Raw genomic sequence first — 23315 nt, forward strand, 5'->3', positions numbered from 1 at the left:
GGCTCAGGTCTGGCAGCGCGTGCACCAGTAGGTGTCCCGCAGGGTGAGCTCCGAGTCACCGAGGTCTCCTCGCCGGATCCGGGTGCCGCACCGCAGGCACGGCTTGCCCGCGCGTCCGTAGACCCAGAACCGACGCCCCGGGCGGTCGATCCCCGTCGTCACCCGGTGGCTGCGGTCGCGGTTCGCCAGGATGAGCCGGCTCGCCAGGGAGATCGTCCGGCCGGCGTCGTGCACCTCGGCCACCGGGCGGGTCGGCAGGACTCCGCGCAGGAAGCAGAGCTCGTTGCGGTAGACGTTGCCGAGGCCGGCGAGCACGCGCTGGTCGAGCAGCGCCAGTCCGACCGGCCGTGCAGGATCCCGCGTCAGGTTCTCGAGCGCCAGGTCGGCGTCCCAGTCGGGCCCGAGCAGGTCCGGGCCGAGGTGTCCGACGACCTCGGACTCCTGGTCGCGGGGGATCACCTCGAGCACCCCGAGCGTGAACCCGACGGTCGAGACGTCCTCGGTGTCGAGGATCGCGCGTGCCTGGTGCGCCGGGCGTCGCCAGCGCTCGCCGGGGGCGTAGACGTCCCACCGCCCCTCCATCTTCAGATGCGAGTGCACGGTCAGGTCCCCGATCCGGTGCAGCAGGTGCTTGCCACGGGGCACGACCTCGTCGACGGTGCGGCCGACCAGGTCGACGGTCGCGAACGCGGGCACCCGGAAGTCGCTCCGGGTCAGGACCTTGCCCGCGAGCGCCGTGTGCAGCCGGTGGGCTGCCCGGTAGACGGTGTCGCCCTCAGGCACGGAGCCGGAGTCCCTGCGGGGTGGCGGTGAACCCGGCGTCGCCCAGCGCGGTGCCGAGCGGGGTGCCGAGCACGAACTCGCCGTCGACGCGCTCGACCGCGAGCTTCCGCAGTCCGGTGCGCACGATGCCCGCGATCGACGCCGCTGCGACGGCCAGCTCGGCGGGGTCGTCGGTGAAGGTCAACACCGACTTGCCGCCGCGCTCGACGTACACCGCGAGCCGGCCGTCGACGGTGGTGACGAGTGCTCCGGCCTTGCGCCCGGGCCGGTGGCCGCGTGCGCCGGTGGTGGCCGGTGCCGGGGCCTTCTGCGCAGCCGCAGCGACAGCAGCGACGTCGGCGCCCGTGACGTCCGTGTCGGCCGCCGCGCGGTCGTCGGACGGCCAAGGCAGCGATGCGCCGTACGGGTTCGCGGGGTCGGTCGCAGCCAGGGTCAGTGCCTCGCGCTTCCGGTCCGGGTCGACGCGCTCGTCGTCGTCGAGGTCACGGGCGTAGGTCCGCAGCCGGTCGATGGTCGGACCCGTGGCGAACTGTGCGGCCCCGAGGCCCTCGATGAAGTAGCCGCGGCGCGCCCGCCCGGACTCCTCGAACCGCGAGAGCACCCGGTACACGCCCGCGAACCCACCTCGGACCCCCTCGACCTGGACGGCCCCGCGGGTGACGACGCCGTAGCGCTCGAGCAGCTGTTCGGCGGTCGCGGCGGCCCGTACGGTCGAGTCGGACTCGGCCAGGGGGAGCAGGGACCAGCGGCCACCGACGGTCGGCGGACCGGACTGCGTCGGCATCGTCGGACGGCGGCGCCCGCGGTACGCACGAGCCCGCGGGGTGCTGCTGCTCTTCGCCTTGCCGCCGAGCATCGAGCGCAGCGGAGCGAACGTGTCGTTCGTGATCTGCCCGGCCCAGACGAGGTCCCACAGCGCCGCCGTCAGGGCCGGGTCGTCGGTGCTGCCGACGGCCTGCCCGAGCTGGCGGAAGAAGTACGCGCCGCCGCCGGCCAGGGCACCGAGCACGTCGCGCTGCAGCTCGGTGGTCTCGTCGCCGGAGGGCTCGGCGAGCGTCGTCGACGCCGTCTCGGCGAGGTGCAGGCGCACCCACCCGTCGTTGCCGGGCAGGGTCCCGCCGCCGGACCACAGGACCTCGCCGGTGGCGGTGAGCTCGTCGAGCATGTTCGTGGAGTAGTCGGTCACCCGCGCGGGCAGCACCAGGGTCTCCCAAGCGCTGGCGGGCAGGGCGACGCCGGCGAGCTGGTCGATCACCTGCAGGACCCCGTCGACCCCGCGCAGACCGCCGCGGGTGCCAGGGGTCTGCACGTGCTGCCAGGCGGGCAGGAAGCGCGCGAGCGTGTCCGGCGACACCGGCTCGACCTCGTGGCGGAGCGCGGCGAGGGACTTCGTGCGGATCCGGCGCAGGACCTCGGCGTCGCACCACTCGGCGCCCTGCCGATCCGGGCGGAACTCGCCCTCGACCACACGCCGGTCGGCGACCAGACGGCGCAGGGTGTCCTGCACGACGGCGACCCCGAGGCCGAGGCGACCCGCGGCCTCCTGCGCCGAGAACGGCCCGTGCGACCGGGCGTAGCGGCCGACCAGGTCACCGAGCGGGTCGGCGACGGGTTCGACGAACGCGGTCGGCACGCCGATCGGCAGCGGGACCCCGAGGGCGTCACGCAGGCGCGAGGCGTCCTCGATGACGGCCCAGCGGGTGGACCCGGCGTGTGAGAACGACAGGACACGGCGGTCGCGCTCGAGCGCGGTGAGCACGGTCTGCACCTCGGTCGCAGCGGCGGAGCGGTCGTCCGACGCCGCCAGCCAGCTCCGGTCGACGGCTTCGTCGAGGTCGAGCGCGCCGACGAGCCGCAGCACGTCGACCAGCCCCTCGGCGTCGCGTGCCCGGCGGTCCGGCGACAGCCGCTGCAGGTCCTGTTCCACCGAGGCGATGACCGCCGGGTCGAGCAGCTCCCGCAGTTCGGCACGACCGAGCAGCTCGCCGAGCAGGGTCGAGTCGAGCGACAGTGCCGCGGCCCGGCGCTCGGCGAGCGGGGAGTCGCCCTCGTACATGAACGCGGCGACGTACCCGAACAGGATCGACCGTGCGAACGGGGACGGCGTCTCGGTCTCGGTCTCGACCAGGCGGATGCGGCGGCCGGCGATCTCGTCAGCGATGCCGAGCAGGGCGGGCACGTCGTAGACGTCCTGCAGCACTTCGCGCACGGTCTCGAGCACGATCGGGAACGACGGGTACTTCCGGGCCACCTCGAGCAGCTGCGAGGCCCGTTGCCGCTGCTGCCACAGGGGCGAACGCTGCCCGGGGTTCCGACGGGGCAGCAGCAGGGCGCGCGCCGCACACTCGCGGAACCGCGCGGCGAACAGCGCCGAGCCACCGACCTCGTCCGTGACGAGCGCCTCGAGGTCGTCGCGCTCGAACACGAACAGGTCGGCACCCGGCGGTTCGGCGTCGGTCTCGGGGATGCGCACCACGATGCCGTCGTCAGCGGCCATCGCGTCGCCGTCGATGCCGTGGCGTTCACGCAGCCGCGCCGCGACCGCCAGGGCCCACGGCGCGTGCACCTGCATGCCGTACGGCGAGTGCAGGATGAGCCGCCAGTCGCCGAGTTCGTCGCGGAAGCGTTCGACCACGAGCGTCGTGTCGTTCGGCACGTGGCCGGTGGCCGCCCGCTGGTCGCGCAGGAAGGTCAGCAGGTTCGTGACAGCACGCTCGTCGAGGCCGCCGGCGGCGACCCGGGCGCGGGCGTCGTCGTCCGAGGCGCCCTCGACCTCGCGCACGAACGCCCCCGTCGCGCGACCGAGTTCGGCGGGGCGGCCGATGCCGTCGCCCTTCCAGAACGGCACCCGACCGGGCTGTCCGAACGCCGGGCTCACGATGACCCGGTCGTGGGTGATCTCCTCGATCCGCCAGCTCGTGGCTCCGAGGGCGAAGACGTCGCCGACGCGGGACTCGTAGACCATCTCCTCGTCGAGCTCGCCGACCCGGGAGGCCTTCTCGCCGACCATGAACACGCCGAACATGCCGCGGTCCGGGATCGTGCCGCCGCTCGTCACCGCGAGCCGCTGGGCGCCGGGGCGTCCGGTCAGGGTGCCGTGCACGCGGTCCCACACCAGCCGCGGGCGGAGTTCGGCGAACTCGTCGCTCGGGTACCGCCCGGTGATCAGGTCGAGCGTGGCGTCGAACGCCGAGCGGGGCAGCCCGCTGAACGGAGCGCTCCGCCGGACCAGGTCGAACCAGTGCTCGACGTCGACGGTGTCGATCGCTCCCGCGGCGACGGTGTGCTGCGCCAGCACGTCGAGGGGGTTCGCCGGCACCGAGATCGACTCGATCTGCCCCGAGACCATCCGTTCGACCGTGACCGCACTGTTGACGAGGTCGGCGCGGTGCTTCGGGAACAGCACCCCGCGCGAGATCTCGCCCACCTGGTGCCCGGCACGCCCGACGCGCTGCAGGCCGCTCGCGACCGAGGGTGGCGCCTCGACCTGGACGACGAGGTCGACCTCGCCCATGTCGATCCCGAGTTCGAGCGAACTCGTCGCGACGACGCACCGCAGCCGACCGGACTTCAGGTCGTCCTCGATGATGGCGCGCTGGTCCTTCGACACCGAGCCGTGGTGGGCGCGGGCGAGCACGGGCACTGCAGTGTCGGAGCCGCCGCCACCGGTCTGCCCGGACGCGCCGATCATCTGCGCCGGCGGCCGCTTCATGCCCTGGGGTGCGACCGCGTGCGCCGAGGTCCGCGCGGGCGACTGCGGGCGACCCCGCGCCACCGGCAGCCCGTCGTCGGCCGGCGAGACACCCGCCGGCACCAGCGCATCGCCCATCGCGGCCGAAGCCGGAGCCGCCGCAGCGAGGACGCGCTCTTCGTGGATCTCGTTCAGCCGCGCGGTGAGTCGCTCGGCCAGGCGCCGCGAGTTCGCGAACACGATCGTCGACCGGTGCTCCTCGATGAGGTCGACCACGCGCTCTTCGACGTGCGGCCAGATCGAGCCGTTCGAGGGCGCGTCGGACGCGTCCGCACCGACCGGCGGAGCACCGAGCTCGGTCATGTCGTCGACCGGCACGACGACCCGCAGGTCGAAGGTCTTCTGCGCCGGCGGGGCGATGATCGTCACCGGCGCACGGCCGCCGAGGAACCGAGCGACCTCTTCCGGCGGCCGGACCGTGGCGGACAACCCGATGCGCTGCACCGGCTTGTCGAGCAGGTCGTCGAGCCGCTCGAGCGAGACGGCCAGGTGCGCCCCGCGCTTGGTCGAGGCGACCGCGTGCACCTCGTCCACGATGACGGTGTCGACGTTCACCAGGGTCTCGCGCGCCTGCGAGGTGAGCATGAGGTACAGGGACTCGGGCGTGGTGATGAGGATGTCGGGCGGCTGGCGGAGCAGCTTCTGCCGGTCCGACGACGGGGTGTCGCCACTGCGCACCCCGACGGTGACCTCTGGTGGTTCGGTGCCGAGCCGCCGGGCCGTCTGCGTGATGCCGACGAGCGGGCTGCGCAGGTTCCGCTCGACGTCGACGCCGAGGGCCTTGAGCGGCGAGACGTACAGGACCCGCGTGCGCTGCTTGGCCGGGGGCCGGTCGGTCGCGCTGATGAGCCGGTCGATCGACCACAGGAACGAGGCCAGGGTCTTGCCGGAACCGGTCGGCGCGATGACGAGTGCGTGCTGCCCCGTCGAGATGGCGTCCCACGCGCCCGCCTGTGCCGGAGTGGGGGCGTCGAACGCACCTCGGAACCACTCCGCGGTCGCGGGGGAGAAGCGCTCGAAGACGTCCGTCATGGTCCGCCCATCCTGCCCGCCACCACCGACAGCAGGCCGAGCGGGGAGTACCCCTTGACAAGACGATAGTTAGCGATCTATCGTAAACACATCGCGATACGACGAAGACGAAACCAGTCAGACCGATCGCGAGCCGACTCAGCAACAAGGAAGGACGCACCATGCGCCCCATGCACAACGACAACGACAGCAACCACCACCCGCGCGGCCCCCGTTTCGGCGGCGCGCGGCAGCACCACGGCGCCGGCTTCCCCGGCCGCGACCGCGGTGACCACGAGCACGGCGGCCGAGGCGGCCGCGGCTTCGGCCCGGGCTTCGGGCCGGGCATGGGCTTCGGCCCCGGCTTCGGTGGCTTCGGCGGACCCGGCTTCGGTCGCGAACGCCGCCGCCGCGGTGACGTCCGCCTCGCGATCCTCGGCCTGCTGGCCGAGGGGCCGCAGAACGGATACGCCGTGATCAAGACCATCGCCGAGCGCACCGGCGGCGCCTGGAAGCCGAGCCCCGGCTCGGTCTACCCGACGCTCCAGCAGCTCGTCGACGAAGACCTCGTGGTCTCGTCGGGCGACGGCCGCAAGACGCTCTTCGAGCTCACCGACGCCGGCAAGGCCGAGGCCGAGGCGAAGGCCGACGAGATCGCCGCGGCACTCGACGCGGCCCCCGGGATCCCGGACGCGCAGCGCGAGTTCTTCGAGGCGCTCCGGAAGACCATGGGCGTCCTGCAGATGTACCGGACGACCGCGACGGAGGACCAGGCCAAGGCCGCCACCGCCAAGGTCGACCAGCTCCGCAAGGACCTGCTGCAGATCCTCGCCGACTGACGGATAGGAGGCACGGTGCCAGCTGGCACCGTGCCTCCCGTCCGTCGTCGCCGGGGCTGACCCCCGCGCATCGTGAGCAGAAAAGGTCGAGTCCGCACGTCGGACCCGACCATTTCTGCTCACCAAGCGGGCTGCGCGTCGCACCAAGCGCGCCCCGCGCCTACACCCCGATGAACGCCGCGACGTCCGACAGCTCCGCCGCCGACACCGCGTGCGGCAGCCCCTCGTACGCCCGGTCCGTCACGGTGGTGTTCGCCGCCGCCCACGCCTGCGTCCGCGCGGTGGCCTCCGCCGGGATCACCGGGTCGAGGTCGCCGTGCCCGAGGAACACCCGCGGCCGGACGGCGGCGACGGTCTCGTCCCGCCCATCCGTCACCCCCGGCACGACGAACCCGGACAGCGACACCGCGAACGCGAACGCCGCGGGCCGTGCGCGCAGCAGCTGCAGCGCCATCGACCCGCCCTGCGAGAACCCGAGGAGTCCGATCCGCGGGTGGTCGGCGGCGACGGAGTCGACCCACGCGAGCACCTCGGCGACGGCGGCGTCGACGGGCTCGAGCGCGGGGGAGCCCGGCGTCTCGAGCGGGTACCAGCTGAACCCCTGGCCCCACGGCATCGGCGCCCGCAGTGACGCCATCGTCCAGGCCGCCGGCAGCGCGGGGGCGAGTCCGAGCAGGTCGCGTTCGTTCGACCCCACCCCGTGCATGGTCACGAGCAGCGGTGTCCCTGCGCGTTCCTCCGCGGGACGGGTCCACTGCACCAGGTCTGCATCGATCATGTGGACAACGCTAACCATCCCCAAGTCCCGCGCCTTCCGCCGAACTCGACGCCGTCCCTGGTAGACACGGTGCATGGCCTCGTTGCAAACCCCCGACCCCGACTCCGGCTGGCTGTCCGACGAGGAACTCGCCAACGCGCGTCGTCGACTCCCCATCTGCTACGTCGAGGCGATCCCCGTCCGTACCGACGGGCTCGGCGTCGTGACCGAGGTCGGAGTGCTGCTGCGTGTGGCCCCGAGCGGCTCGATCGTCCGCACCCTGGTGTCCGGTCGCGTGATGTTCGGCGAGTCCATCCGCACGGCCCTCTTCCGTCACCTCGAGAAGGACCTCGGCCCGATGGCGTTCCCGCAGCTGCCGTCGAGCCCGACGCCGTTCACCGTGGCCGAGTACTTCCCGCTCCCCGGCGCGTCCGTCTACACCGACGAGCGGCAGCACGCGATCTCGCTGGCCTACGTCGTCCCGGTCACCGGCACGTGCGAGCCCCGGCAGGACGCCCTCGAGCTCACCTGGATGACCCCGATGGAAGCCGCGTCCGACGGCGTCGCCGACGACATGGAGGGTGGCCGCGGCGCCCTGCTGCGCGCGGGCCTCGCGTCGGTCGGCGCGCTCATGTAGCGACCGGCTCGGTTCCCGAACACGACGGAGCCCCCCGAACACGACGAAGCCCCCGGATCCGATCGGATCCGGAGGCTTCGCAGCGCGGTGCTTGACCGGCTTGTTACTTCGTGTCGCGGTCGCTCTTGAGGCTGTCGGCGACGCCGGAAGCGGCGTCCTTGACGTTCGTACCCGCCTGCTTGGTGTCGGCCTTGACCTGATCGGTCTTGCCCTCAGCCTTGAGGTGGTCGTTGTCCGTCGCGTTCCCGACGGCCTCCTTGACCTTGCCTGCCGCCTTCTCAGCGGCGTTCTTGATGTCTTCGATCCCAGCCATAGGCACTCCTTCCAACAGCGGACGTTTCCCCGCCAGCCGCTTGCGCGGCATCCGGTGAAGGAGAACCTACGCCTCGGGGGCGTCCGCTTCGCAGGCGCCCCCAAGGTTGTCCCCCGCTGGTCAGCGCGGGCCGGGTCGACAGGTCAGTGGCGGTCGGCAGCGCCGGCCGGACGGGAGGCGCGGCGCGACGAGCCACGACGGCCCCCGCCCGACTCCTGGCCGGCTCCACGGCCCGCGGCGTAGCCACCGTCCGAGGACCAGACGGCAGAGGACCCACCGCGCACGGTGTCGCTGCCGGCGCGACGGCTGCCGCCGGTACGGCGACCACCCGTCGAGCCCGCGCCCGCGGCGGCGGAGCGCCCGGTGCCCTCGGAACGTGCGCCGCGAGCCGGACGGCCCTGACGGCCCCCGGCCGAACCGGCGGACTCGGAAGCCGAGCCGGCACGCGCGGGCTGACCCGAGCCTCCCGGACGGCCGCCGCGACCACGACGACCACGGTCACCCGCGGAATCGGCGGAGCGCTGCTTCGGCTGACGCTGCTGCTGCGCGGGCTGGTCCTCGGCGACGTGGCGGATCGGGGCGATCTCGCCGACGAGCGTGGTGACCGCCGGGGAGGTCGCGGTGACCTGCTGCGGGGTGACCTTGATCGCGGCGGCACGCATCATCTGCGCGACGTCGCGACGCTCGGCGGGCATCGTCACCGTGACGACGTCACCGGACGAACCGGCACGGGCGGTGCGGCCCGAGCGGTGCAGGTACGCCTTGTGCTCGGTGGGCGGGTCGACGTGCACGACGAGCTCGACGTTGTCGACGTGCACACCACGGGCGGCGACGTCGGTGGCGACGAGGACGAGGGCCTCGCCGGACGAGAACTTCGCCAGGTTCCGCTCACGGGCGCCCTGCGACAGGTTGCCCTGCAGGTCGACGGCCGGGATCCCCTGGCTGCTGAGCTGCTTGGCGAGGCGCTTGGCGTGGTGCTTGGTGCGCATGAAGAGGATGCGGCGACCGTTGCCCGAGGCGAGGGTGCTCACGAGGTGCTTCTTCGCGTCGGCGTCGGCGACCTCGAACAGGTGGTGGGTCATCGCCTCGACGGGGCTGTTTGCCTCGTCGACGGAGTGCATCACCGGGTTGTGCAGGAACTTCTTGACGAGCTTGTCCACGCCGTTGTCGAGCGTGGCGGAGAACAGCAGACGCTGCCCCTGCTCGGGCGTGGCCTGCATGATCTTGGTCACGCCGGGCAGGAAGCCCATGTCGGCCATGTGGTCGGCCTCGTCGAGGACGGTCACCTCGATGTCACCGAGGTTGACGTGGCCCTGCTGCATGAGGTCGGCGAGGCGACCCGGGCAGGCCACGACGACGTCCACGCCGCCGCGCAGGGCGTCGACCTGACGGCCCTGTCCGACGCCACCGAAGATGGTCGTGGTGTTCAGGCCCATGGCCTTGGCGAGCGGGGCGAGGGCGACGTCGATCTGGGTCGCGAGCTCACGGGTCGGGGCGAGCACCAGGGCGCGGGGGCGGCCGGCGCGGCGCTTGCGGCCACTGGCGGCGAGACGGGCGACGAGCGGGATCGCGAAAGCGATCGTCTTGCCGGAGCCGGTGCGGCCACGGCCGAGGACGTCCTTGCCCTGCAGGGAGTCGGGGAGCGTGTCCTCCTGGATCGGGAACGCGGTCTCCTTGCCCTGGTCGGCGAGGACGGCGACCATCGGCGCGGGGACGCCCAGGTCGGAGAAACGGAGGTCATTGGTGGTCATGGTGACCTTTCGAGCCGGATGAGACCGGCTGTGGGCGCGCTCTGAGGCAGCGCGCGGGCGGGATGCGCGCCAACAGAGGTGGCTGGCGCAGTCGCCGCAGCAGAGAAGCCTGGGCACCTTCGGGAGGTGCTCGATCATCGACCAGAGGATCAGCGGAACGTGGTCGGGAGTTCGGGGCGTCCGTACGACGCACGAGACGATCGGCGTCTCGAGTACCACCAGCATAGCGTGTCGACCCCGCAGAACCCAGGACCGGTCCGTTCGCCGTGCGCATGCGAGGATTCCCGGGTGCGCACGCGAACCGTCCTGATCACCACCGCGATGGCCCTGGTGGCCGTCCTCGGCACGGCCGGCTGCGCCGAAGCTGCTCCGACCAGCGCTGCGGCGAGCTACCGCAACCTGCCGACCTCGGGGCGCCCGGACTACCAGCTCGGCGGCTCCTACACGCCGCCGTCCGGCGTGACGATCGTCGAGCGGGACAGCACTGCGAAGCCTGCGACGGGCAAGTACGACATCTGCTACGTCAACGGGTTCCAGACGCAGCCCGAGTCCGCCCGCACGTGGACGGGGTCGTACCCGTCGGCGATCCTGCGCGACCGGGCCGGCAAGCCGGTGTCCGACCCGGGTTGGCCGGACGAGATGCTCCTCGACACCCGGACGGCAGCGAAGCGCGCGCTCATCACGAAGGTGCTCGCGAAGTCCATCGCCCGCTGCGGCGACCGCGGGTTCGACGCGGTCGAGTTCGACAACCTCGACTCGTGGACCCGGAGCGGGAAGCGGCTCACGCGCGCCGGCAACCTCGCGCTGGCGAAGTCACTCGTCGACACCGGGCACCGCCACGGCCTGGCCGTCGGGCAGAAGAACACGCCGCAGCTCGGGGCCTCCGGCCGGAAGCAGACCGGGTTCGACTTCGTCGTCGCCGAGGAGTGCGTGCAGTACCGGGAGTGCTCGGCGTACACGAAGGCCTACGGCAAGCGGGTCATCGACATCGAGTACGCGGACACCCTCGAGCGCTCGTGGGGCTCGGTCTGCAAGCTGAAGAGCCGCCCGGCGATGACGATCCTGCGCGACCGCGACCTGGTGACACCGACCGACGACGCCTACGTCTTCGAGCACTGCTGAGCGCGCGGGTTCCTTCCCAGAACGCCCGCGATGGAAAGTCGAATCGGGCGTACCGGGCCGGAACTTCCGACCAGGTACGCCCGGAAGCACCAGGTACGCCCCAGAGCCCCGGTGCCTACGCGGGCCAGGCGTCCTTGAGCGCCGTTGCCGCCTGGTCCGCGGACAGTCCCGCCGCGCGGGCAGCGGCTGCGAGCGCACGTGCCGCATCAGCCACGGCGTCGGGCACCTCGGCCGGCCGCACCACCCGGGTGCCGGCACCACGCGCGGTGTGCACGAGCCCGGCCTCCTCGAGCAGTTGGTAGGCCTTCGCGACCGTGCCGGCCGCCAGCCCGAGCTCGTCGGCCAGCCCCCGCACGCTCGGCAGCCGTTCGCCGTCGACGAGGTACCCCGCGCCGATCTGTGCCGCGATCTGCGAGCGGACCTGCTCGAAGGGCGGCACGCGTCCGCCGGCGTCGAGTGCGACCAGTCCTGCCATGCGTTCCACCCTAGAAGTCGTACTGCTCGCCGACCGGGATCGGCACCGGCACGGTGTTGCCGGGAGGCGCGAGCGGGCACGCCCACGCCGGGTCGTACGCGCACGACGGGTTGTACGCGAAGTTGAAGTCCAGCACGAGCGAGTCGGCGTCGTCGCCGCCCAGGTCCGAGCCCTTGATCGTGTCGAGCAGGTAGCGTCCGCCGCCGTACGTGCCGCGGGCCTTGCCGGCGCTGGAGTCCTTCACGGGGACGAACAGCCCGCCCGCGTAGCCGCCGTGCGACCAGACGTCGAGCGTGCCGACGCCCGGGACCGTCACGACGCCGAGGCGGTCGAAGTGCACGGTGCCGTCGGTGCCGGTCTCGTAGTCGAACTCGGCGGGCTCGGCGGGTTCGATGCGCACCTGGAACCGCCAGGCGGGGTCGTAGTCCGGCACGGGCAGCGACTCGAAGTCGCGGGCGTCCTCGTCCAGGAGCGGCGACGCGGGGTGCTCCGCGAACATCGCGTCGCGGGTCTCCCGCCACAGCGCGTGCGCCGTCTGGGGATCGGGCGTCGCGCGGACACGGCGGTACAGGTCGAACGTCATGCGCCGCCAGTCCACGGTCGCCAGCGTGCTGCGCACACGGTCGTCGGTCGTCGGCTCCTGGGGGCGCGTCTGGCTCACGTGGTCGAGGCTACGCCCGCTCCGCGGTGGACGGGAGGCCCGACTCGCCTCGCTCAGGCAGCATCCGTCCGCCAGGTGGGCGCGAGCGCACGCATCCGGTACGCCCGCCACTGCCAGATGACCCACATCCCCGGCCACAGCAGTGCGCCGAGGGGCCACGGCCGCATCCGGTAGGTCAGGCGGTCGATGAGCAGCGTCCGGTCGCCAGGAGCCGGCACGACCGCCATCCGGTGGCGCATCGTCATGCGGCCGAACAGCCCGCTCGTACCGCCGCCGTTGTCACGCTGCACGGGGACGCCGTCGATCTCGTACAGGTCGAGGTCGACGTGCGTGTCGCCGCTCGGCACGAGGCCGAACGCACTCGCGGTGATCGGGTGCGGGTGCCCCGGTTCCCACCGCTCCGGGAACCCCTCGGGGCTGCGCGAGCGGTACACCAGGAACGGCTTCGTCACCGCGACCATCACGGACGGGGACAGCAGGGCGTCGCGCACGGCGTCGACCGGCGCATCGAGGACGATCCGGATACCGACGTGCATGCCCAGGACCCTACGCTCGGGGCCGACGACCGCTCTCGGCAAATGTGAAATACGAGTATGTGAGTGTGTACAGCATGCGATCCACTCACCCCCGCCTCCCCCTGCTCGCCACCCCCGCCGTCCTCCTCGTCCTCGCCGGGTGCGCGGCCGGAACGCCTCCCGAGGCCGACGCGCACGACGCCGGCACGTCGTGGTCGTACGAGGGAGCAGGCGCCCCGCAGCACTGGGGTGGTCTCACCGACGAGTACGGCACGTGCGGCACCGGCGACCAGCAGTCCCCGATCGACCTCCCGGCCGCCCGCGGTGGCGCCGACCTCGACCTCGTGGGCTCGGGCGCCGTCCGGGGTCTGACGGCGGACAACGGGCACACCGTGCAGTTCACCGCCGGCGACGGTGCCTCGACGACCATCGCCGGCGCGGACCTCGACCTGGTGCAGATGCACTTCCACGCGGGCTCGGAGCACACCGTCGACGGCGATCCGGCCGACGCGGAGTTCCACTTCGTGCACGCCGACGACCGCGGGGCCCTGACCGTCGTCGGGGTCCTCGCCGAGCGGGGCGCGCACAACCCCGCCTACGAGAGCTACCTCGCCGGGGCGACGGCGGGTGCCGGCCGGGAGAGCACGGTGGACGTCGAGGCGATGCTGCCCGCGTCGCGCTCCTTCGCGACCTACGAGGGGTCGCTCACCACGCCGCCGTGCACCGAGGGGGTGCGGTGGATCGTGCTCGAGGACCCGATCGAGCTCGGCGCCGACCAGCTCGCCGACCTCGAGGCAGCGCACGTCGAGAACGCGCGTCCGATCCAGCCGCTCGGCGACCGGACGGTCCGTCACACGCTCTGACGGTCAGGCGTGCCGGGCGGACCGGCGGCGCGACCCCTCGGCGCGGTCGTGCCGCCGGAGCCGCTCGGCCAGGGACAGCCGGACCGCCGGCCACTCCGAGGCGATGATCGAGAACACCACGGTGTCGCGGAGCGTGCCGTCGCGACCGATCGAGTGGTTCCGCAGCACGCCGTCCTGCTTCGCGCCCAGACCGGCGATCGCGGCGCGGGACTGGTGGTTGTGCCAGTGCGTGCGGAACTCCACCGCGATGCACTGCCAGGCCTCGAACGCGTGGGACAGCATCAGCAGCTTCGCCTCGGTGTTGATGCCCGATCGCTGCGCCGACTTCGCCAGGAACGTGCTGCCGATCTCGACGTGCCGGTTGCCCGCGTCGATGTTCATGAAGGTCGTCGAGCCCACCACGCGGCCGGTCGGACGGTCACGCACCGCGAAGGGCACCATGCGGCCGGCCTCGTGCTCGGCGAGGCGCCGGTCGATCTCGTCCTCGACCTGGGCCGGCGCGGGCACCGAGGTGTACCAGGTGCGCCACAGATCGCCGTCCGTCACCGCTGCCCGCAGGTCCTCCGCGTGCTCCTGCGCGAGGGGCTCGAGCGTCACACGGTCGCCGGTCAGGGTGGGCGCGGGGGCGATCTCCATGGAAGTGCATCCTACGGTCGTCGACCATGGTGGAGCCTGTCGGGACGGCCACCCTGTGGAGAGGGACAGCATCGCCCGGACGGCTATCGTGACGGACGTGGCAGAACGCACCCAGGAGCAGTACCAGGTCCGGTTCGCGTGGGGCACCGGTGGTGCGGCACGCATCGCCCACGGCGCACACCTCGTCGTCTGGGCGGACGTCCTGCCGAGCTCGCCGGACGCGGCGGCGCAGCGCCGCGCGTTGCGGAACGCGACCGCCCAGCTGCCGGACGGTCCGGAGGTCGTGCTCGGCCACCTCGGCAACGCGAGTGCGATCGCGGAACGGGTGACGGGCCTCCAGGCCGATCGTGGCGACCGGTGCGTCGTCGCGGTCGTCGCCGCCGGGCTGCACCATCCCGGAGCGCTGGACGACGCGGCCGAGGCCGCGGGCGAGACCGTCGACGTGCCCGACGCACCCGACTTCGCCGTCGAGGACCTGCTCGCCGCCGGCGCCGTCGTCGACGCGCTCGCCGCGGTCGGGATCGACCACACCTCACCGGAGGCCGCCGCGGCCTGCGCGGCGTACACCGGGCTCCGGCGCGCGGTGAAGCACCTGGTCACGGCCTCCGAGAGCGCGGCCGTCCTCGGTCGCGAGCCGGTGCACGCGGCGCTCGCCGTCGGACCGGAACTGGTCGTCCTGCGGGAATCGCGGGGCCGGGCGTAGCGTTCGGGCGGACAGGGACCGGAGCGCCGTCCAGGCCGTCCGGCACCAGCGAGCGAAGGAGCAACGCATGAAGGCAGTCGTCGGCGACACGGTGATCGCGGAGGCCCCGGAAGAGGACCTCATCAAGATCGAGGGCAACTGGTACTTCCCGCCGTCGAGCGTGAAGTCCGAGCTGTTCACCGAGAGCCCCACCCAGTACCACTGCCCGTGGAAGGGCGACACCCAGTACTTCACGGTGAACGTGGACGGACAGGCGCTGCAGGACCGCGCGTGGTCCTACCCGACGCCGATCCCGTCGTCGTTCGACCGCGTCGGCAAGGACTACTCGGGCTACGTCGCGTTCTGGAAGGACGTCACGGTCGTCGAGTGACGACCAGCGCCCCGGCGCTCACTGCGTCACCGTGAGCACGATCAGCGCGACGTTGAGCGCCACGATGACCGCCGCGATCACCCACGCCACCACGCGGGTGGTCGCGGCGTTCACGTCCGTGCCCATGATGCTGCGGCGCGACGTGTAGACGACCAACGGGACGATCGCGAAGGCGATCCCGAAGCTCAGCACCACCTGGCTCACCACCAGCAGCATCGTCGCGTCGGCACCGATCGCGAGCAGCACGATCGCCGGCACCAGGGTGATCACGCGCCGTGCCACGAGCGGGATCCGGACGTGCAGCAGCCCCTTCATGATCTCGGCGCCGGCCATGCAGCCGACCGAGGTCGAGGCCAGCCCCGACGCCAGCAACCCCACCGCGAACAGCACCCCGACGACGGGCCCGACGTGGTCGGCGATCGCCCGCTGGGCACCGGGGATCGAGTCGGTGTCGGCGACGCCGGGCAGGGTCGCCGCGGCCAGGACGAGCATGCAGATGTTCACGCCGCCGGCGACCACCAGCGCGAGACCGACGTCCCACCGGGTCGCGACGAGCACGCGGCGGCGCTCGGGGCCGGCGGGGACGTCGCCGTGCCGGTCGCGGGCCAGCGCGGAGTGCAGGTACACCGCGTGCGGCATGACCGTCGCGCCGAGCATCGACGCCGCGAGCATCACCGACTCGGAGCCCTCGAACCGCGGCACCAGGCCGCTGACGAGCTCGGCGGGGGAGACCTGCGCGAAGAGCAGCCCGGCGCAGAAGCCGACGGTCAGGATCGCGAGCATCGCCGTGACGACGGCTTCGAAGGTGCGGGTCCCGCGGCGGCTATGCAGGGTCAGCAGCAGCATCGAGACGACGCCGGTGATGAGCCCGCCGGCGACGAGCGGCAGGCCGAAGAGCAGGTGCAGGGCGAGCGCGCCGCCGATCACCTCGGCGATGTCGGTCGCGGCCGCGACGATCTCGGCCTGCCCCCAGAACAGCAGCCTCGGGGTGCGACGCATCCGCAGGCCGAGGTGCTCCGGCAGGGACTTGCCCGTGACGACGCCGAGCTTGGCGGACAGGTACTGCACGACGACCGCGCTCGCGTTCGCGGCGACCAGGACCCAGAGGAGCAGGTAGCCGTACTTCGCCCCGGCGGTGAGGTTGGCCGCCACGTTGCCGGGGTCGACGTAGGCGATGGCCGCGACGAACGCCGGGCCGAGCAGGGTGAGGCCGGCGGCGCGGCGCCTCGGGGTACCCGTGGGTTCCTCAGTGGTCCTGGCTGCGGCGGTGTCGGTCACGGGACCCAGCATGCCAGGGAATTCGGCGCGCCGAATCTTTTTCTTCGCGGTGCCTTTGTCGGCTGGCTGGAGGGCGGTCAGACCGCCGCGCGCCGAGCGCGGTGCGCACGGACCTTGGCGCGGTTCCCGCACCGCTGCATCGAACACCAGCGACGCGTCCCGCCCCGCGAGGAGTCGTAGAAGACCAGCGCGCAGTCGTCCGCCGAGCAGCGGCTCAGACGCGTCGGACGGCCGTCGGCCTCGACGTCGTCGAAGCCGACCTCGGTGAACAGCGCGACGGCGTCGCGCGCGACGCTGGACAGTGCCTGGGCCAGGCGGACGCGGTTCGCTCCGGCACGTCGGCGGCCACCCGGGAGGCTCGGGGGCACGTCCGGCAGGGCGGCGAACAGGTTGACGGTGTCGATGTCGTCGGGCGCGGGGCGCGTGCGGCCGGTCCCGGCACGCAGGCCCGCCGCGACGGCGGTGCGCTCGGCCGCGGTGGTCGCCGGGCCGGGGGCCGCGGCGACGGCGAGTCGGGCGATCGCCGCGCGGAGCGCGCGGGCGTCCTGCAGCTCGCGCGCGCTCGCCCCGACGTCGATCGGTTCGGTGTGGTCGCTGAGCCACTCGTCCAGGTCCGCCGGGCTCGCGAGCAGCTCACCGAGCTGCGATCGGGGACGCCGGCCGTCCGGGTCGTCGGCGAACCCACCGGTGTGCGCGAAGTCCAGGGCGATCCGACCGGCGTCGAAGAACCAGGTGGATCCGGCGTCCGTGCGGATGTGCTGCCCCGTGTGCATCCGTCCAGGCTAACGGGTTACCGGCGCGCCTCCGCGCGCGGACGGACTCATGCGGTAGTCGAGGCCACTGTCGACGGGGTGTCAGCGTCGCTCCGGCGCCGCCAGACGATGGCGTTGCGGGGATCGAACCGGCGGGAGCACCGGGCACAGGCGAGCTGGCGGGTGGGCGTCCGGTAGCGGAAGTGCTCGTGTCCGGCTGGGCATGTCCCGATCCACGGTGCGAGCTCGCTGGCGATCGGGCCGTCGTGCAGCCGCGAACCCGTGTACCCGATGGCGGACGCGGTCCGCTTCCACTTCGGGCCGTGGCCCGCACGGGCGCCGGCGAGGGCGTGCGCGACCTCGTGCAGCAGGACCTGCTCGACGTCGTCGTCCGAGAACCGTGTCGCCAGGTGCCGGCTGACGGTGATGCGCTTCCGGGCGAAGTCGCACTGTCCTGCGCGGGTCTTCGCGTGGTCGAACCCGAAGGCCCACGAGCCCGCGCCGAGGTGTTCGGTGATGAGTGCCTCGGCTCGGGAACGGACCGTCTCGAGTGCGGTCACTGGTCGGCGCGGGGCTCGGCCTGGCCCTTCTTGGCTGCCCGTGCGGCGATCCGTCCCCAGATGTCGTCGGCCTCGGTGCGCGCGGCGTCCGGCGCCCCGAGCACCCGGCGGCGGATCGGCGGGACCTGCTTGACCGGCTCGGCGACGCGCATGGTCGGTTCGTCGTCCTCGGCACGGCGGGCGGCGACCTCGCGGGCCGTCCGCGGCTTGTCAGCGGGTTCGGCGGGGTGCGTGATCGAGGCACGCATCGCCGCCTCGACCGCGGTGCGCAGCGCGTCGGTGCGCTCGGACGGGGCACCGGCCTGGCGGAACGCCTGGTAGGCGCGGGACAGTGCGGCGCGGGCATCTTCGAAGCGGTCGTTCTCGAACAGCGACCACCCCTCGATCTCGGCGGCGGCACCCTCGAGCTCCGGCCACTCCTCGGTGGCTGCGGTGTCGCGGGCCAGGGCGGCCTCGGTCGCGGCACGCTCGTGGCGACCCAGGTCGTGCAGGATGTGCGCGCGCCGGATCCGGGCGGCGACCTTGTCCTGACGCTCGCCCGTGAACATCGCGAGGCGGAAGACCTCCTCCGCGACGACGAGTGACTCGTCGAGGCGACCGAGCAGGCGGAGGAGTTCGGCGCGTTCCGCGAGCGCCTCGGTGCTGCGGCTCTGACCGAGGTCGCGCAGACGTTGGTGCACGGCGTCGACGTCGACCGCCGGTCGCAGGCTGATGGGCGCGAAGGTGCTGCCCGGGCTGACCCCGGCCGTCACGGGAGCCGCGTGGCGCGGTTCACGGGACGGGTCGGACGGGTCGGGCTGCTGACGGTCGTCGGGCGGGAGGGACATCGGTTCGAGGGTAGCCGCGCTCTGCCGGGAGCGGCCGGTGCGACGCGCTCAGGCTTCGCGCCGGTGGACGCAGAACGGCCCGCCGTGCCGGAGCACGACGGGCCGTTCCGGACGGGCTCAGCGGATCAGGACATCCCGCTCGCCGCGACCGCAGCGACGCCGACCGCCACGACGAAGACGATGAGCGCGACGACGGCGAGGACGATCGCGAAGACGCCCCAACCGCGGCCACGCTTGGTGACGGCAGCGATGATGCCCTGCACGATCGCCCACAGGCCGAGGGCCGTGCCCAGGTAGAACATGAGGGATCCGGTGATGACGTTCGACGAGGTCATCAGCTCGGTGATCTGCGCGTCGCTCGGCGTCGCTCCGCTGTTCTGCATCGAGTCGCGGAAGGCGTCGGAAGCGCCGAACGACTGCCCGAACAGGTACCCGCCGATGGCTCCCACGACCAGGGCGGCGAGGCCGACCACGAACGCGATCACGCCGACGGTCTTCTTCTTGGCCTTCGGTTCCTCGTAGCTCTGCCACGCGGGCGAACCGGAGCTCGCGGGCGCCGCGGCGTACGGCTGCTGGCCGTACTGCTGCTGCTGGCCGTACTGGTCCTGCTGCTGCCCGTACTGCTGCTGCTGCTGCCCGTACTGCTGCTGCTGCTGCCCGTACTGGTTCTGCTGCTCGCCGTACTGCGGGGCGGACTGCCCGTACTGCGGCGTCGGGTCGCTCCGCTCGCCGTACCGCGGTGCGTCGGCGGCGGGCTGCTGCTGCGGGGCTCCGCCCCAGCTCGGCGCCTGGCCGTCGCCCGTCCGGTCCTGGTTGCTCCGGTCGTCGTTCGTCATCAGGGGATCCCATCGCTCGGTCGCGCACCTGCGCGGTCGTTCAGACCATCCTGACAGCCGCACCCGCCGAGTGCCCGGGAACGGCCTGGCGCGCCGCCCCGTCGTCACCGCAGGGTCAGGCGCCGAACACGCTCCGGTTCGGCTCCGGTGACGCCACGGCCGTCGCGTCGGTGACGATCGGCGCCCCGGCGATGAACGCCCGCAACTCGGCCCCGTGCACGACCTTCGCCGGCATCGGGTCCGACGAGTACCGCCGCGGCATCTCGGCGATCGGCAGGTCGGTCGGCGAGCCGAGCAGCACGATGTTCCCGAACCGACGCCCCTTGAGCATGCCAGTGTCCGCCACCGCTGCGACCGACGGCAGCACGGCCTGCAGCGTCGACGCCTGCCCCCGTGCGAACGCGAGACCCGCGCCGTCGGCCACGTTCACGGCGACGATGCCGGTCGGCGACAGGAACGCGGCGACCTCGCGGTAGAACTCGATGCTCGTCACGTGCGCCGGGATCTGCGAGCCGCCGAAGACGTCCACCACGGCCAGGTCCACCGTGCCGCGGAGCCCGGTGGGGAGCTTGCCGAGTACCTCGCGCGCGTCGCCGTACCGCACCCGGATCGACGCACCGCGGGGGAACGGCAGGACCTCGCGGACGTGGTCCACCAGGTCGCGCTCGAGCTCGATGACCTGCTGGCGGGAGCCCGGCCGGGTCACCGCGACGTACCGGGGGAGCGTCAGGGCGCCGGCGCCGAGGTGCAGCGCCGTGACCGGGCCGGACGGCAGCAGGTCGATGGCGTGTCCGATCCGCCGGATGTACTCGAACGCCAGGTGGGTCGGGTCCTCGAGGTCGACGTGCGACTGCGGCGTGCCGTCCACCACGAGCGTGAAGGACCCGGGGCGGTGCCGGTCCGGCTCGACCACCGAGTACCCCGCACCGATCCGGAACCCGTCGAACGCATCAGCCATGCGGTCAATCGAACACCACCCGACCGGCACCGCGATCACCACCCGGGCCTCCACCCCTGGTTGGTGTGCCCGCGGACGCACCGGAACGAGGCTGGATCCATCGGTCGGGGACGTCCCGCCGGGTCACCTCGAAAGGCACACCATGTCGGTCCAGCTCCTCGTCAACGTCCTGATCGGCGTCGCCCTCGTCGGCTTCCTCGGGTACCGCCAGGCCACCTGGCAGTACCTCGACCCGGCGCGCATCTGGCGCACGCCGATGATCATGGCGATCATCGGCGTGGTGGTCCTGGCGCAGTCGGGGGCGACGATCACCACGACCGACGTCGTGTTCCTCGGCATCGAGGCCCTGATCACGATCGGCGTGGGCCTGACGATGGGCACCATCACTCGGTTCCGCACCGTCGCCACCCCGGACAGCAAGGGTCGGACGATCCAGTCCCGCACGGGCTGGCTCGGAGCGTCCCTCTGGATCGTGCTCATCGCCGTGCGCGTCGGCCTCGACGTGCTCGGCGGCCACCTCGGTGCCCACCTGCTCACCTCGACCGGCGCGATCCTGCTCGTGCTCGCCCTGAACCGCGCCGCCCGCGCCGTCGTCATCGACCAGCGCATCCCGCGCGGAGACCGCGGAGACCACGGAGACCAGAGCGACCGCGGAGACCGCGGCGACCGGACCGCCAGTGGCCGCACCACCCGCGGCATGATGGTCCGGTGACCCTGCTGAGCGGACAGGACCCGACCGACCTCCCCGGGGGTCGGTCCCGTTCGGCAACCGCCTGGGGGCTCAACGCCCTCGGCATCGTGATCGTCGGGTTCTGGTTCGTGAAGAACGGACTCGAGCTGCAGCCGCCCGCGTGGGTGTGGGTGCTCGGTGCGGTGGCGCTCGCCGCGTGGGCGCTCCGTGAGTTCGGCCGGACGCCGCAGCTGCTCGTCGTCGCGGGCGTGGTGATGATCGTCGCCGGTTCCCTGACCGTGGTGGCGACCGACTCGCTCATGATCGTCCCGGTGATCGTCGGGATCGTCCTGCTCGGCGCGAACCTCCGGGTGCCGGTCTGGCTCGCGGCGGTGGCGGCGGTGGGGGCGATGGTGGTCATCGCCGTCTGCGCGACGATCGAGCACGCCTCGGTCCAGTTCGTCCTCGGCACGAGCGGCGGGCTGCTGCTCGGCGTGCTCATCGGGTTCAGCCGCCGGCAGTTCCGGGTCGCGGCGCAACGTGCGCGGCAGGCCGAGCGGGACCAGCAGCGGGCACAGCTCCTCGCCGATCGGTCCCGGGCCTCGCGGGACATCCACGACGTCCTCGCGCACTCGCTCGGCGGTCTCGTGCTGCAGCTCGACGCGGTCGAGGCCCTGCTCGAGGCCGGCCGGGTCGACGACGCGACGAAGCGTGCCGGCGAGGCCAGGACCCTGGCGGCGGACGGCCTCGCCGAGGCGCGCCGAGCCGTGCACGCCCTCCGCGACGACGCGGACGCCGAGCCCGACGCCACCCCGGACCGGGCCGCGACCCCGGACCGGGCCGCCACCCCGGACGGGGCCGCCGTCCCCGACCCGACCACGACCGCGGACCGCGCCACCACACCGGACCGCGCCACCACACCGGACCGCGCCACCACACCGGACCGGACCACGGCCCCGGACCAGGCCACGCGGACCACCGGAGCCGACGTGCCGGACGCGAGCCGCGCCTCCCGGCCGTCCACCGACCACGTGCCGGACCACACCGACCAGACCGACCGCACCGACCACGTGCCGGACCGCACCGACCTGACCGCCCTGGTCGCCGCTCACCGCTCGTTCGGCGGCACCATCGTGGTGCAGGGCGACGCGACCCTGGCCGCACTCGACGAGGCGCACCGCGCCGCCGTCGTCCAGGTCGTCCGCGAGGCCCTCAGCAACGCCCGTAGGCACGCCCCCGGCCGCCCCGTGTCACTGTCCGTCGTCCGCGACGGCGACGCCGTGGACATCGTCGTGGCCAACCCGCTCACCGGCGGCGGCCAGGGGCTGCTCGGGATGCGCGAGCGCGTCGAGGAGCTCGGCAGCGGTGCGACGGTCGAAGCGAAGCGGTCCGACGACGAGTTCGTCGTCGCGCTGCACCTGCCGGTGGACCGGGTGGCCGAGCACGAGGTGGACGCCTCGTGACCATCCGTGTCCTCGTCGTCGACGACCAGGCGATCGTCCGCGACGGCCTGGTGACGGTGCTGTCGCTCGTGCCGGACCTGCAGGTGACGGGTGAGGCCGCCGACGGTGCCGAGGCGATCGCAGCGGTGGACCGTGACGCTCCCGACGTCGTGCTGATGGACCTCCGCATGCCGGGCACCGACGGGCCGACGGCGACCGCGCGCATCGTGGCCGACCACCCGCAGGTGGCGGTGCTCGTGCTGACGACCTACGCGGACGACGAGTCGATCGTGACCGCGCTCCGGGCCGGTGCGCGCGGGTACCTGACGAAGGACGCCGGACGGACCGAGATCGCGACGGCGATCCGGGCGGTCGCGTCGGGGCAGTCGACGTTCGACGCGACGGTCGGAGCGCGGCTGGTGGCGCAGCTCGCCGGCGGCGGGGCGACGGGGTCCACACCCGCTGTGCCGGCGCTGCGTGACCGGTTCCCGGACCTCACCCCGCGCGAGGCCGACGTGCTCGAGCGCATCGCGGCCGGCCGGACGAACCCGCAGATCGCGGCGGAGTTGTTCCTGACGGTGCCGACGGTGAAGTCGTACGTGAACCAGGTGTTCGCGAAGCTCGGGGTCGCCACCCGCGCCGAGGCGGTCGCGCGCGTTCTGCGCTGACGCGGCCACGCGTGGCCCGCGCTGACCGGCCCGGCACATGAATGCGTACACATGGACGGCCAGCGGACGCCAAGACTCGTTCCGTACTGTTCATCCGGTCGTCACGCGGAACCGCGTCGATGCGTGCAGTGCCCCAC

24 protein-coding genes are annotated in these 23315 nt (G+C 72.9%); 9 read left to right on the forward strand and 15 right to left on the reverse strand.

Annotation, left to right across the window (positions count from 1 at the left end; translation table 11 throughout):
* Window positions 1-3 precede the first annotated feature (3 nt).
* Together EDF31_RS09100 and EDF31_RS09105 are read right to left on the reverse strand one after the other, a co-directional pair.
* The gene (locus EDF31_RS09100) at window positions 4-783 is read right to left on the reverse strand and encodes a DNA-formamidopyrimidine glycosylase family protein (protein ID WP_131845922.1); all 780 of its coding nucleotides are present in this window, start codon (window positions 781-783) and stop codon (window positions 4-6) included.
* On the reverse strand, window positions 776-5566 hold the full coding sequence (locus EDF31_RS09105) for a DEAD/DEAH box helicase (RefSeq protein WP_131845923.1): 4791 nt from the start codon (window positions 5564-5566) through the stop codon (window positions 776-778). The genes EDF31_RS09100 and EDF31_RS09105 overlap by 8 nt, the downstream gene beginning before the upstream one ends.
* 170 nt (window positions 5567-5736) lie before the next feature.
* Between EDF31_RS09105 and EDF31_RS09110 the strand changes: the two genes are divergently transcribed.
* Window positions 5737-6384 (forward strand): PadR family transcriptional regulator, encoded by a 648-nt coding sequence (locus tag EDF31_RS09110; protein WP_235035855.1) that lies wholly within the window; start codon window positions 5737-5739, stop codon window positions 6382-6384.
* A 160-nt stretch (window positions 6385-6544) separates the two neighbouring features.
* On the opposite strand, the gene EDF31_RS09115 is transcribed toward EDF31_RS09110, so the two are convergent.
* The gene (locus EDF31_RS09115; RefSeq protein ID WP_165901379.1) at window positions 6545-7162 is read right to left on the reverse strand and encodes an alpha/beta hydrolase-fold protein; all 618 of its coding nucleotides are present in this window, start codon (window positions 7160-7162) and stop codon (window positions 6545-6547) included.
* Window positions 7163-7235: 73 nt separating this feature from the next.
* Here EDF31_RS09115 and EDF31_RS09120 point away from each other — a divergent pair, with 73 nt between their 5' ends.
* A complete protein-coding gene (locus tag EDF31_RS09120; RefSeq protein ID WP_111083509.1) occupies window positions 7236-7778 on the forward strand; it encodes an NUDIX hydrolase family protein in 543 nt (180 codons plus the stop codon).
* A 103-nt stretch (window positions 7779-7881) separates the two neighbouring features.
* On the opposite strand, the gene EDF31_RS09125 is transcribed toward EDF31_RS09120, so the two are convergent.
* Together EDF31_RS09125 and EDF31_RS09130 are read right to left on the reverse strand one after the other, a co-directional pair.
* Window positions 7882-8091 (reverse strand): CsbD family protein, encoded by a 210-nt coding sequence (locus tag EDF31_RS09125; RefSeq protein ID WP_111083508.1) that lies wholly within the window; start codon window positions 8089-8091, stop codon window positions 7882-7884.
* Between the two features lie 143 nt (window positions 8092-8234).
* Window positions 8235-9842 (reverse strand): DEAD/DEAH box helicase, encoded by a 1608-nt coding sequence (locus EDF31_RS09130; protein ID WP_131845925.1) that lies wholly within the window; start codon window positions 9840-9842, stop codon window positions 8235-8237.
* Window positions 9843-10130: 288 nt separating this feature from the next.
* Between EDF31_RS09130 and EDF31_RS09135 the strand changes: the two genes are divergently transcribed.
* Window positions 10131-10964 (forward strand): endo alpha-1,4 polygalactosaminidase, encoded by an 834-nt coding sequence (locus tag EDF31_RS09135; protein WP_123936986.1) that lies wholly within the window; start codon window positions 10131-10133, stop codon window positions 10962-10964.
* Window positions 10965-11079: 115 nt separating this feature from the next.
* Here EDF31_RS09135 and EDF31_RS09140 read toward each other — a convergent pair whose 3' ends face one another.
* The 3 genes from EDF31_RS09140 to EDF31_RS09150 form a co-directional block, all read right to left on the reverse strand.
* The gene (locus EDF31_RS09140; RefSeq protein ID WP_165901018.1) at window positions 11080-11439 is read right to left on the reverse strand and encodes a GntR family transcriptional regulator; all 360 of its coding nucleotides are present in this window, start codon (window positions 11437-11439) and stop codon (window positions 11080-11082) included.
* 10 nt (window positions 11440-11449) lie between these two features.
* Window positions 11450-12022: a DUF1684 domain-containing protein gene (locus tag EDF31_RS09145; protein WP_123293403.1), complete on the reverse strand. Its 573-nt coding sequence runs from the start codon at window positions 12020-12022 to the stop codon at window positions 11450-11452.
* A gap of 131 nt (window positions 12023-12153) precedes the next feature.
* Complete coding sequence (locus EDF31_RS09150; protein ID WP_123293092.1) at window positions 12154-12636, reverse strand: hypothetical protein; 483 nt, start codon at window positions 12634-12636, stop codon at window positions 12154-12156.
* A gap of 74 nt (window positions 12637-12710) precedes the next feature.
* On the opposite strand from EDF31_RS09150, the gene EDF31_RS09155 reads away from it, so the two are divergent.
* Window positions 12711-13478, forward strand: a complete 768-nt coding sequence (locus EDF31_RS09155; protein ID WP_131845926.1) for a carbonic anhydrase family protein — start codon at window positions 12711-12713, stop codon at window positions 13476-13478.
* A gap of 3 nt (window positions 13479-13481) precedes the next feature.
* Here EDF31_RS09155 and EDF31_RS09160 read toward each other — a convergent pair whose 3' ends face one another.
* Window positions 13482-14114 (reverse strand): GNAT family protein, encoded by a 633-nt coding sequence (locus tag EDF31_RS09160; protein ID WP_123339447.1) that lies wholly within the window; start codon window positions 14112-14114, stop codon window positions 13482-13484.
* 97 nt (window positions 14115-14211) lie between these two features.
* Here EDF31_RS09160 and EDF31_RS09165 point away from each other — a divergent pair, with 97 nt between their 5' ends.
* Together EDF31_RS09165 and EDF31_RS09170 are read left to right on the forward strand one after the other, a co-directional pair.
* Window positions 14212-14817 (forward strand): hypothetical protein, encoded by a 606-nt coding sequence (locus EDF31_RS09165; RefSeq protein ID WP_243649955.1) that lies wholly within the window; start codon window positions 14212-14214, stop codon window positions 14815-14817.
* A 67-nt stretch (window positions 14818-14884) separates the two neighbouring features.
* Complete coding sequence (locus EDF31_RS09170; protein WP_111083501.1) at window positions 14885-15187, forward strand: DUF427 domain-containing protein; 303 nt, start codon at window positions 14885-14887, stop codon at window positions 15185-15187.
* An 18-nt stretch (window positions 15188-15205) separates the two neighbouring features.
* Here the strand turns inward: EDF31_RS09170 and EDF31_RS09175 are convergent, their stop codons facing one another.
* From EDF31_RS09175 to EDF31_RS09200, 6 genes are all read right to left on the reverse strand, one after another.
* Window positions 15206-16465: an Nramp family divalent metal transporter gene (locus EDF31_RS09175; protein WP_207895445.1), complete on the reverse strand. Its 1260-nt coding sequence runs from the start codon at window positions 16463-16465 to the stop codon at window positions 15206-15208.
* 77 nt (window positions 16466-16542) lie between these two features.
* Window positions 16543-17238, reverse strand: a complete 696-nt coding sequence (locus tag EDF31_RS09180; protein ID WP_111083499.1) for a CGNR zinc finger domain-containing protein — start codon at window positions 17236-17238, stop codon at window positions 16543-16545.
* A 47-nt stretch (window positions 17239-17285) separates the two neighbouring features.
* Entirely contained in the window at window positions 17286-17777 is a 492-nt protein-coding gene (locus tag EDF31_RS09185) for a SprT-like domain-containing protein (RefSeq protein WP_123293099.1), read from the reverse strand.
* Window positions 17774-18604: a hypothetical protein gene (locus tag EDF31_RS09190; RefSeq protein ID WP_131845928.1), complete on the reverse strand. Its 831-nt coding sequence runs from the start codon at window positions 18602-18604 to the stop codon at window positions 17774-17776. The genes EDF31_RS09185 and EDF31_RS09190 overlap by 4 nt, the downstream gene beginning before the upstream one ends.
* Window positions 18605-18729: 125 nt before the next feature.
* Complete coding sequence (locus EDF31_RS09195; RefSeq protein WP_131845929.1) at window positions 18730-19440, reverse strand: DUF4064 domain-containing protein; 711 nt, start codon at window positions 19438-19440, stop codon at window positions 18730-18732.
* A 115-nt stretch (window positions 19441-19555) separates the two neighbouring features.
* Window positions 19556-20398 (reverse strand): fused MFS/spermidine synthase, encoded by an 843-nt coding sequence (locus tag EDF31_RS09200; protein WP_131845930.1) that lies wholly within the window; start codon window positions 20396-20398, stop codon window positions 19556-19558.
* A gap of 142 nt (window positions 20399-20540) precedes the next feature.
* On the opposite strand from EDF31_RS09200, the gene EDF31_RS09205 reads away from it, so the two are divergent.
* Genes EDF31_RS09205 through EDF31_RS09215 form a run of 3 tightly spaced genes read left to right on the forward strand, consistent with a single transcriptional unit; the run spans window position 20541 to window position 23178 of the window.
* Window positions 20541-21110 carry a hypothetical protein gene (locus EDF31_RS09205; RefSeq protein WP_131845931.1) on the forward strand — a complete coding sequence of 190 codons (570 nt, stop codon included), beginning with the start codon at window positions 20541-20543 and terminating at the stop codon, window positions 21108-21110.
* Entirely contained in the window at window positions 21107-22531 is a 1425-nt protein-coding gene (locus tag EDF31_RS09210) for a histidine kinase (RefSeq protein ID WP_131845932.1), read from the forward strand. Before EDF31_RS09205 ends, EDF31_RS09210 begins: the two co-directional genes overlap by 4 nt.
* Entirely contained in the window at window positions 22528-23178 is a 651-nt protein-coding gene (locus EDF31_RS09215) for a response regulator transcription factor (RefSeq protein WP_131845933.1), read from the forward strand. Before EDF31_RS09210 ends, EDF31_RS09215 begins: the two co-directional genes overlap by 4 nt.
* Window positions 23179-23315: the final 137 nt, after the last annotated feature.

The organism is Curtobacterium sp. PhB142, from assembly GCF_004341255.1.
In the GTDB taxonomy this organism is placed as follows: Bacteria; Actinomycetota; Actinomycetes; order Actinomycetales; family Microbacteriaceae; genus Curtobacterium.

Excerpts from the sequence above, each read along its gene's own strand:
- EDF31_RS09170 (WP_111083501.1), top strand. The coding sequence starts at position 14,885 with ATGAAGGCAGTCGTCGGCGACACGGTGATCGCGGAGGCCCCGGAAGAG.
- EDF31_RS09155 (WP_131845926.1), top strand. The coding sequence starts at position 12,711 with ATGCGATCCACTCACCCCCGCCTCCCCCTGCTCGCCACCCCCGCCGTC.
- EDF31_RS09120 (WP_111083509.1), top strand. The coding sequence starts at position 7,236 with ATGGCCTCGTTGCAAACCCCCGACCCCGACTCCGGCTGGCTGTCCGAC.
- EDF31_RS09200 (WP_131845930.1), bottom strand. The coding sequence starts at position 20,398 with ATGGCTGATGCGTTCGACGGGTTCCGGATCGGTGCGGGGTACTCGGTG.
- EDF31_RS09125 (WP_111083508.1), bottom strand. The coding sequence starts at position 8,091 with ATGGCTGGGATCGAAGACATCAAGAACGCCGCTGAGAAGGCGGCAGGC.
- EDF31_RS09145 (WP_123293403.1), bottom strand. The coding sequence starts at position 12,022 with ATGACGTTCGACCTGTACCGCCGTGTCCGCGCGACGCCCGATCCCCAG.
- EDF31_RS09205 (WP_131845931.1), top strand. The coding sequence starts at position 20,541 with ATGTCGGTCCAGCTCCTCGTCAACGTCCTGATCGGCGTCGCCCTCGTC.
- EDF31_RS09140 (WP_165901018.1), bottom strand. The coding sequence starts at position 11,439 with ATGGCAGGACTGGTCGCACTCGACGCCGGCGGACGCGTGCCGCCCTTC.
- EDF31_RS09110 (WP_235035855.1), top strand. The coding sequence starts at position 5,737 with ATGCACAACGACAACGACAGCAACCACCACCCGCGCGGCCCCCGTTTC.
- EDF31_RS09150 (WP_123293092.1), bottom strand. The coding sequence starts at position 12,636 with ATGCACGTCGGTATCCGGATCGTCCTCGATGCGCCGGTCGACGCCGTG.
- EDF31_RS09105 (WP_131845923.1), bottom strand. The coding sequence starts at position 5,566 with ATGACGGACGTCTTCGAGCGCTTCTCCCCCGCGACCGCGGAGTGGTTC.
- EDF31_RS09160 (WP_123339447.1), bottom strand. The coding sequence starts at position 14,114 with ATGGAGATCGCCCCCGCGCCCACCCTGACCGGCGACCGTGTGACGCTC.
- EDF31_RS09195 (WP_131845929.1), bottom strand. The coding sequence starts at position 19,440 with ATGACGAACGACGACCGGAGCAACCAGGACCGGACGGGCGACGGCCAG.
- EDF31_RS09130 (WP_131845925.1), bottom strand. The coding sequence starts at position 9,842 with ATGACCACCAATGACCTCCGTTTCTCCGACCTGGGCGTCCCCGCGCCG.
- EDF31_RS09190 (WP_131845928.1), bottom strand. The coding sequence starts at position 18,604 with ATGTCCCTCCCGCCCGACGACCGTCAGCAGCCCGACCCGTCCGACCCG.
- EDF31_RS09180 (WP_111083499.1), bottom strand. The coding sequence starts at position 17,238 with ATGCACACGGGGCAGCACATCCGCACGGACGCCGGATCCACCTGGTTC.
- EDF31_RS09115 (WP_165901379.1), bottom strand. The coding sequence starts at position 7,162 with ATGATCGATGCAGACCTGGTGCAGTGGACCCGTCCCGCGGAGGAACGC.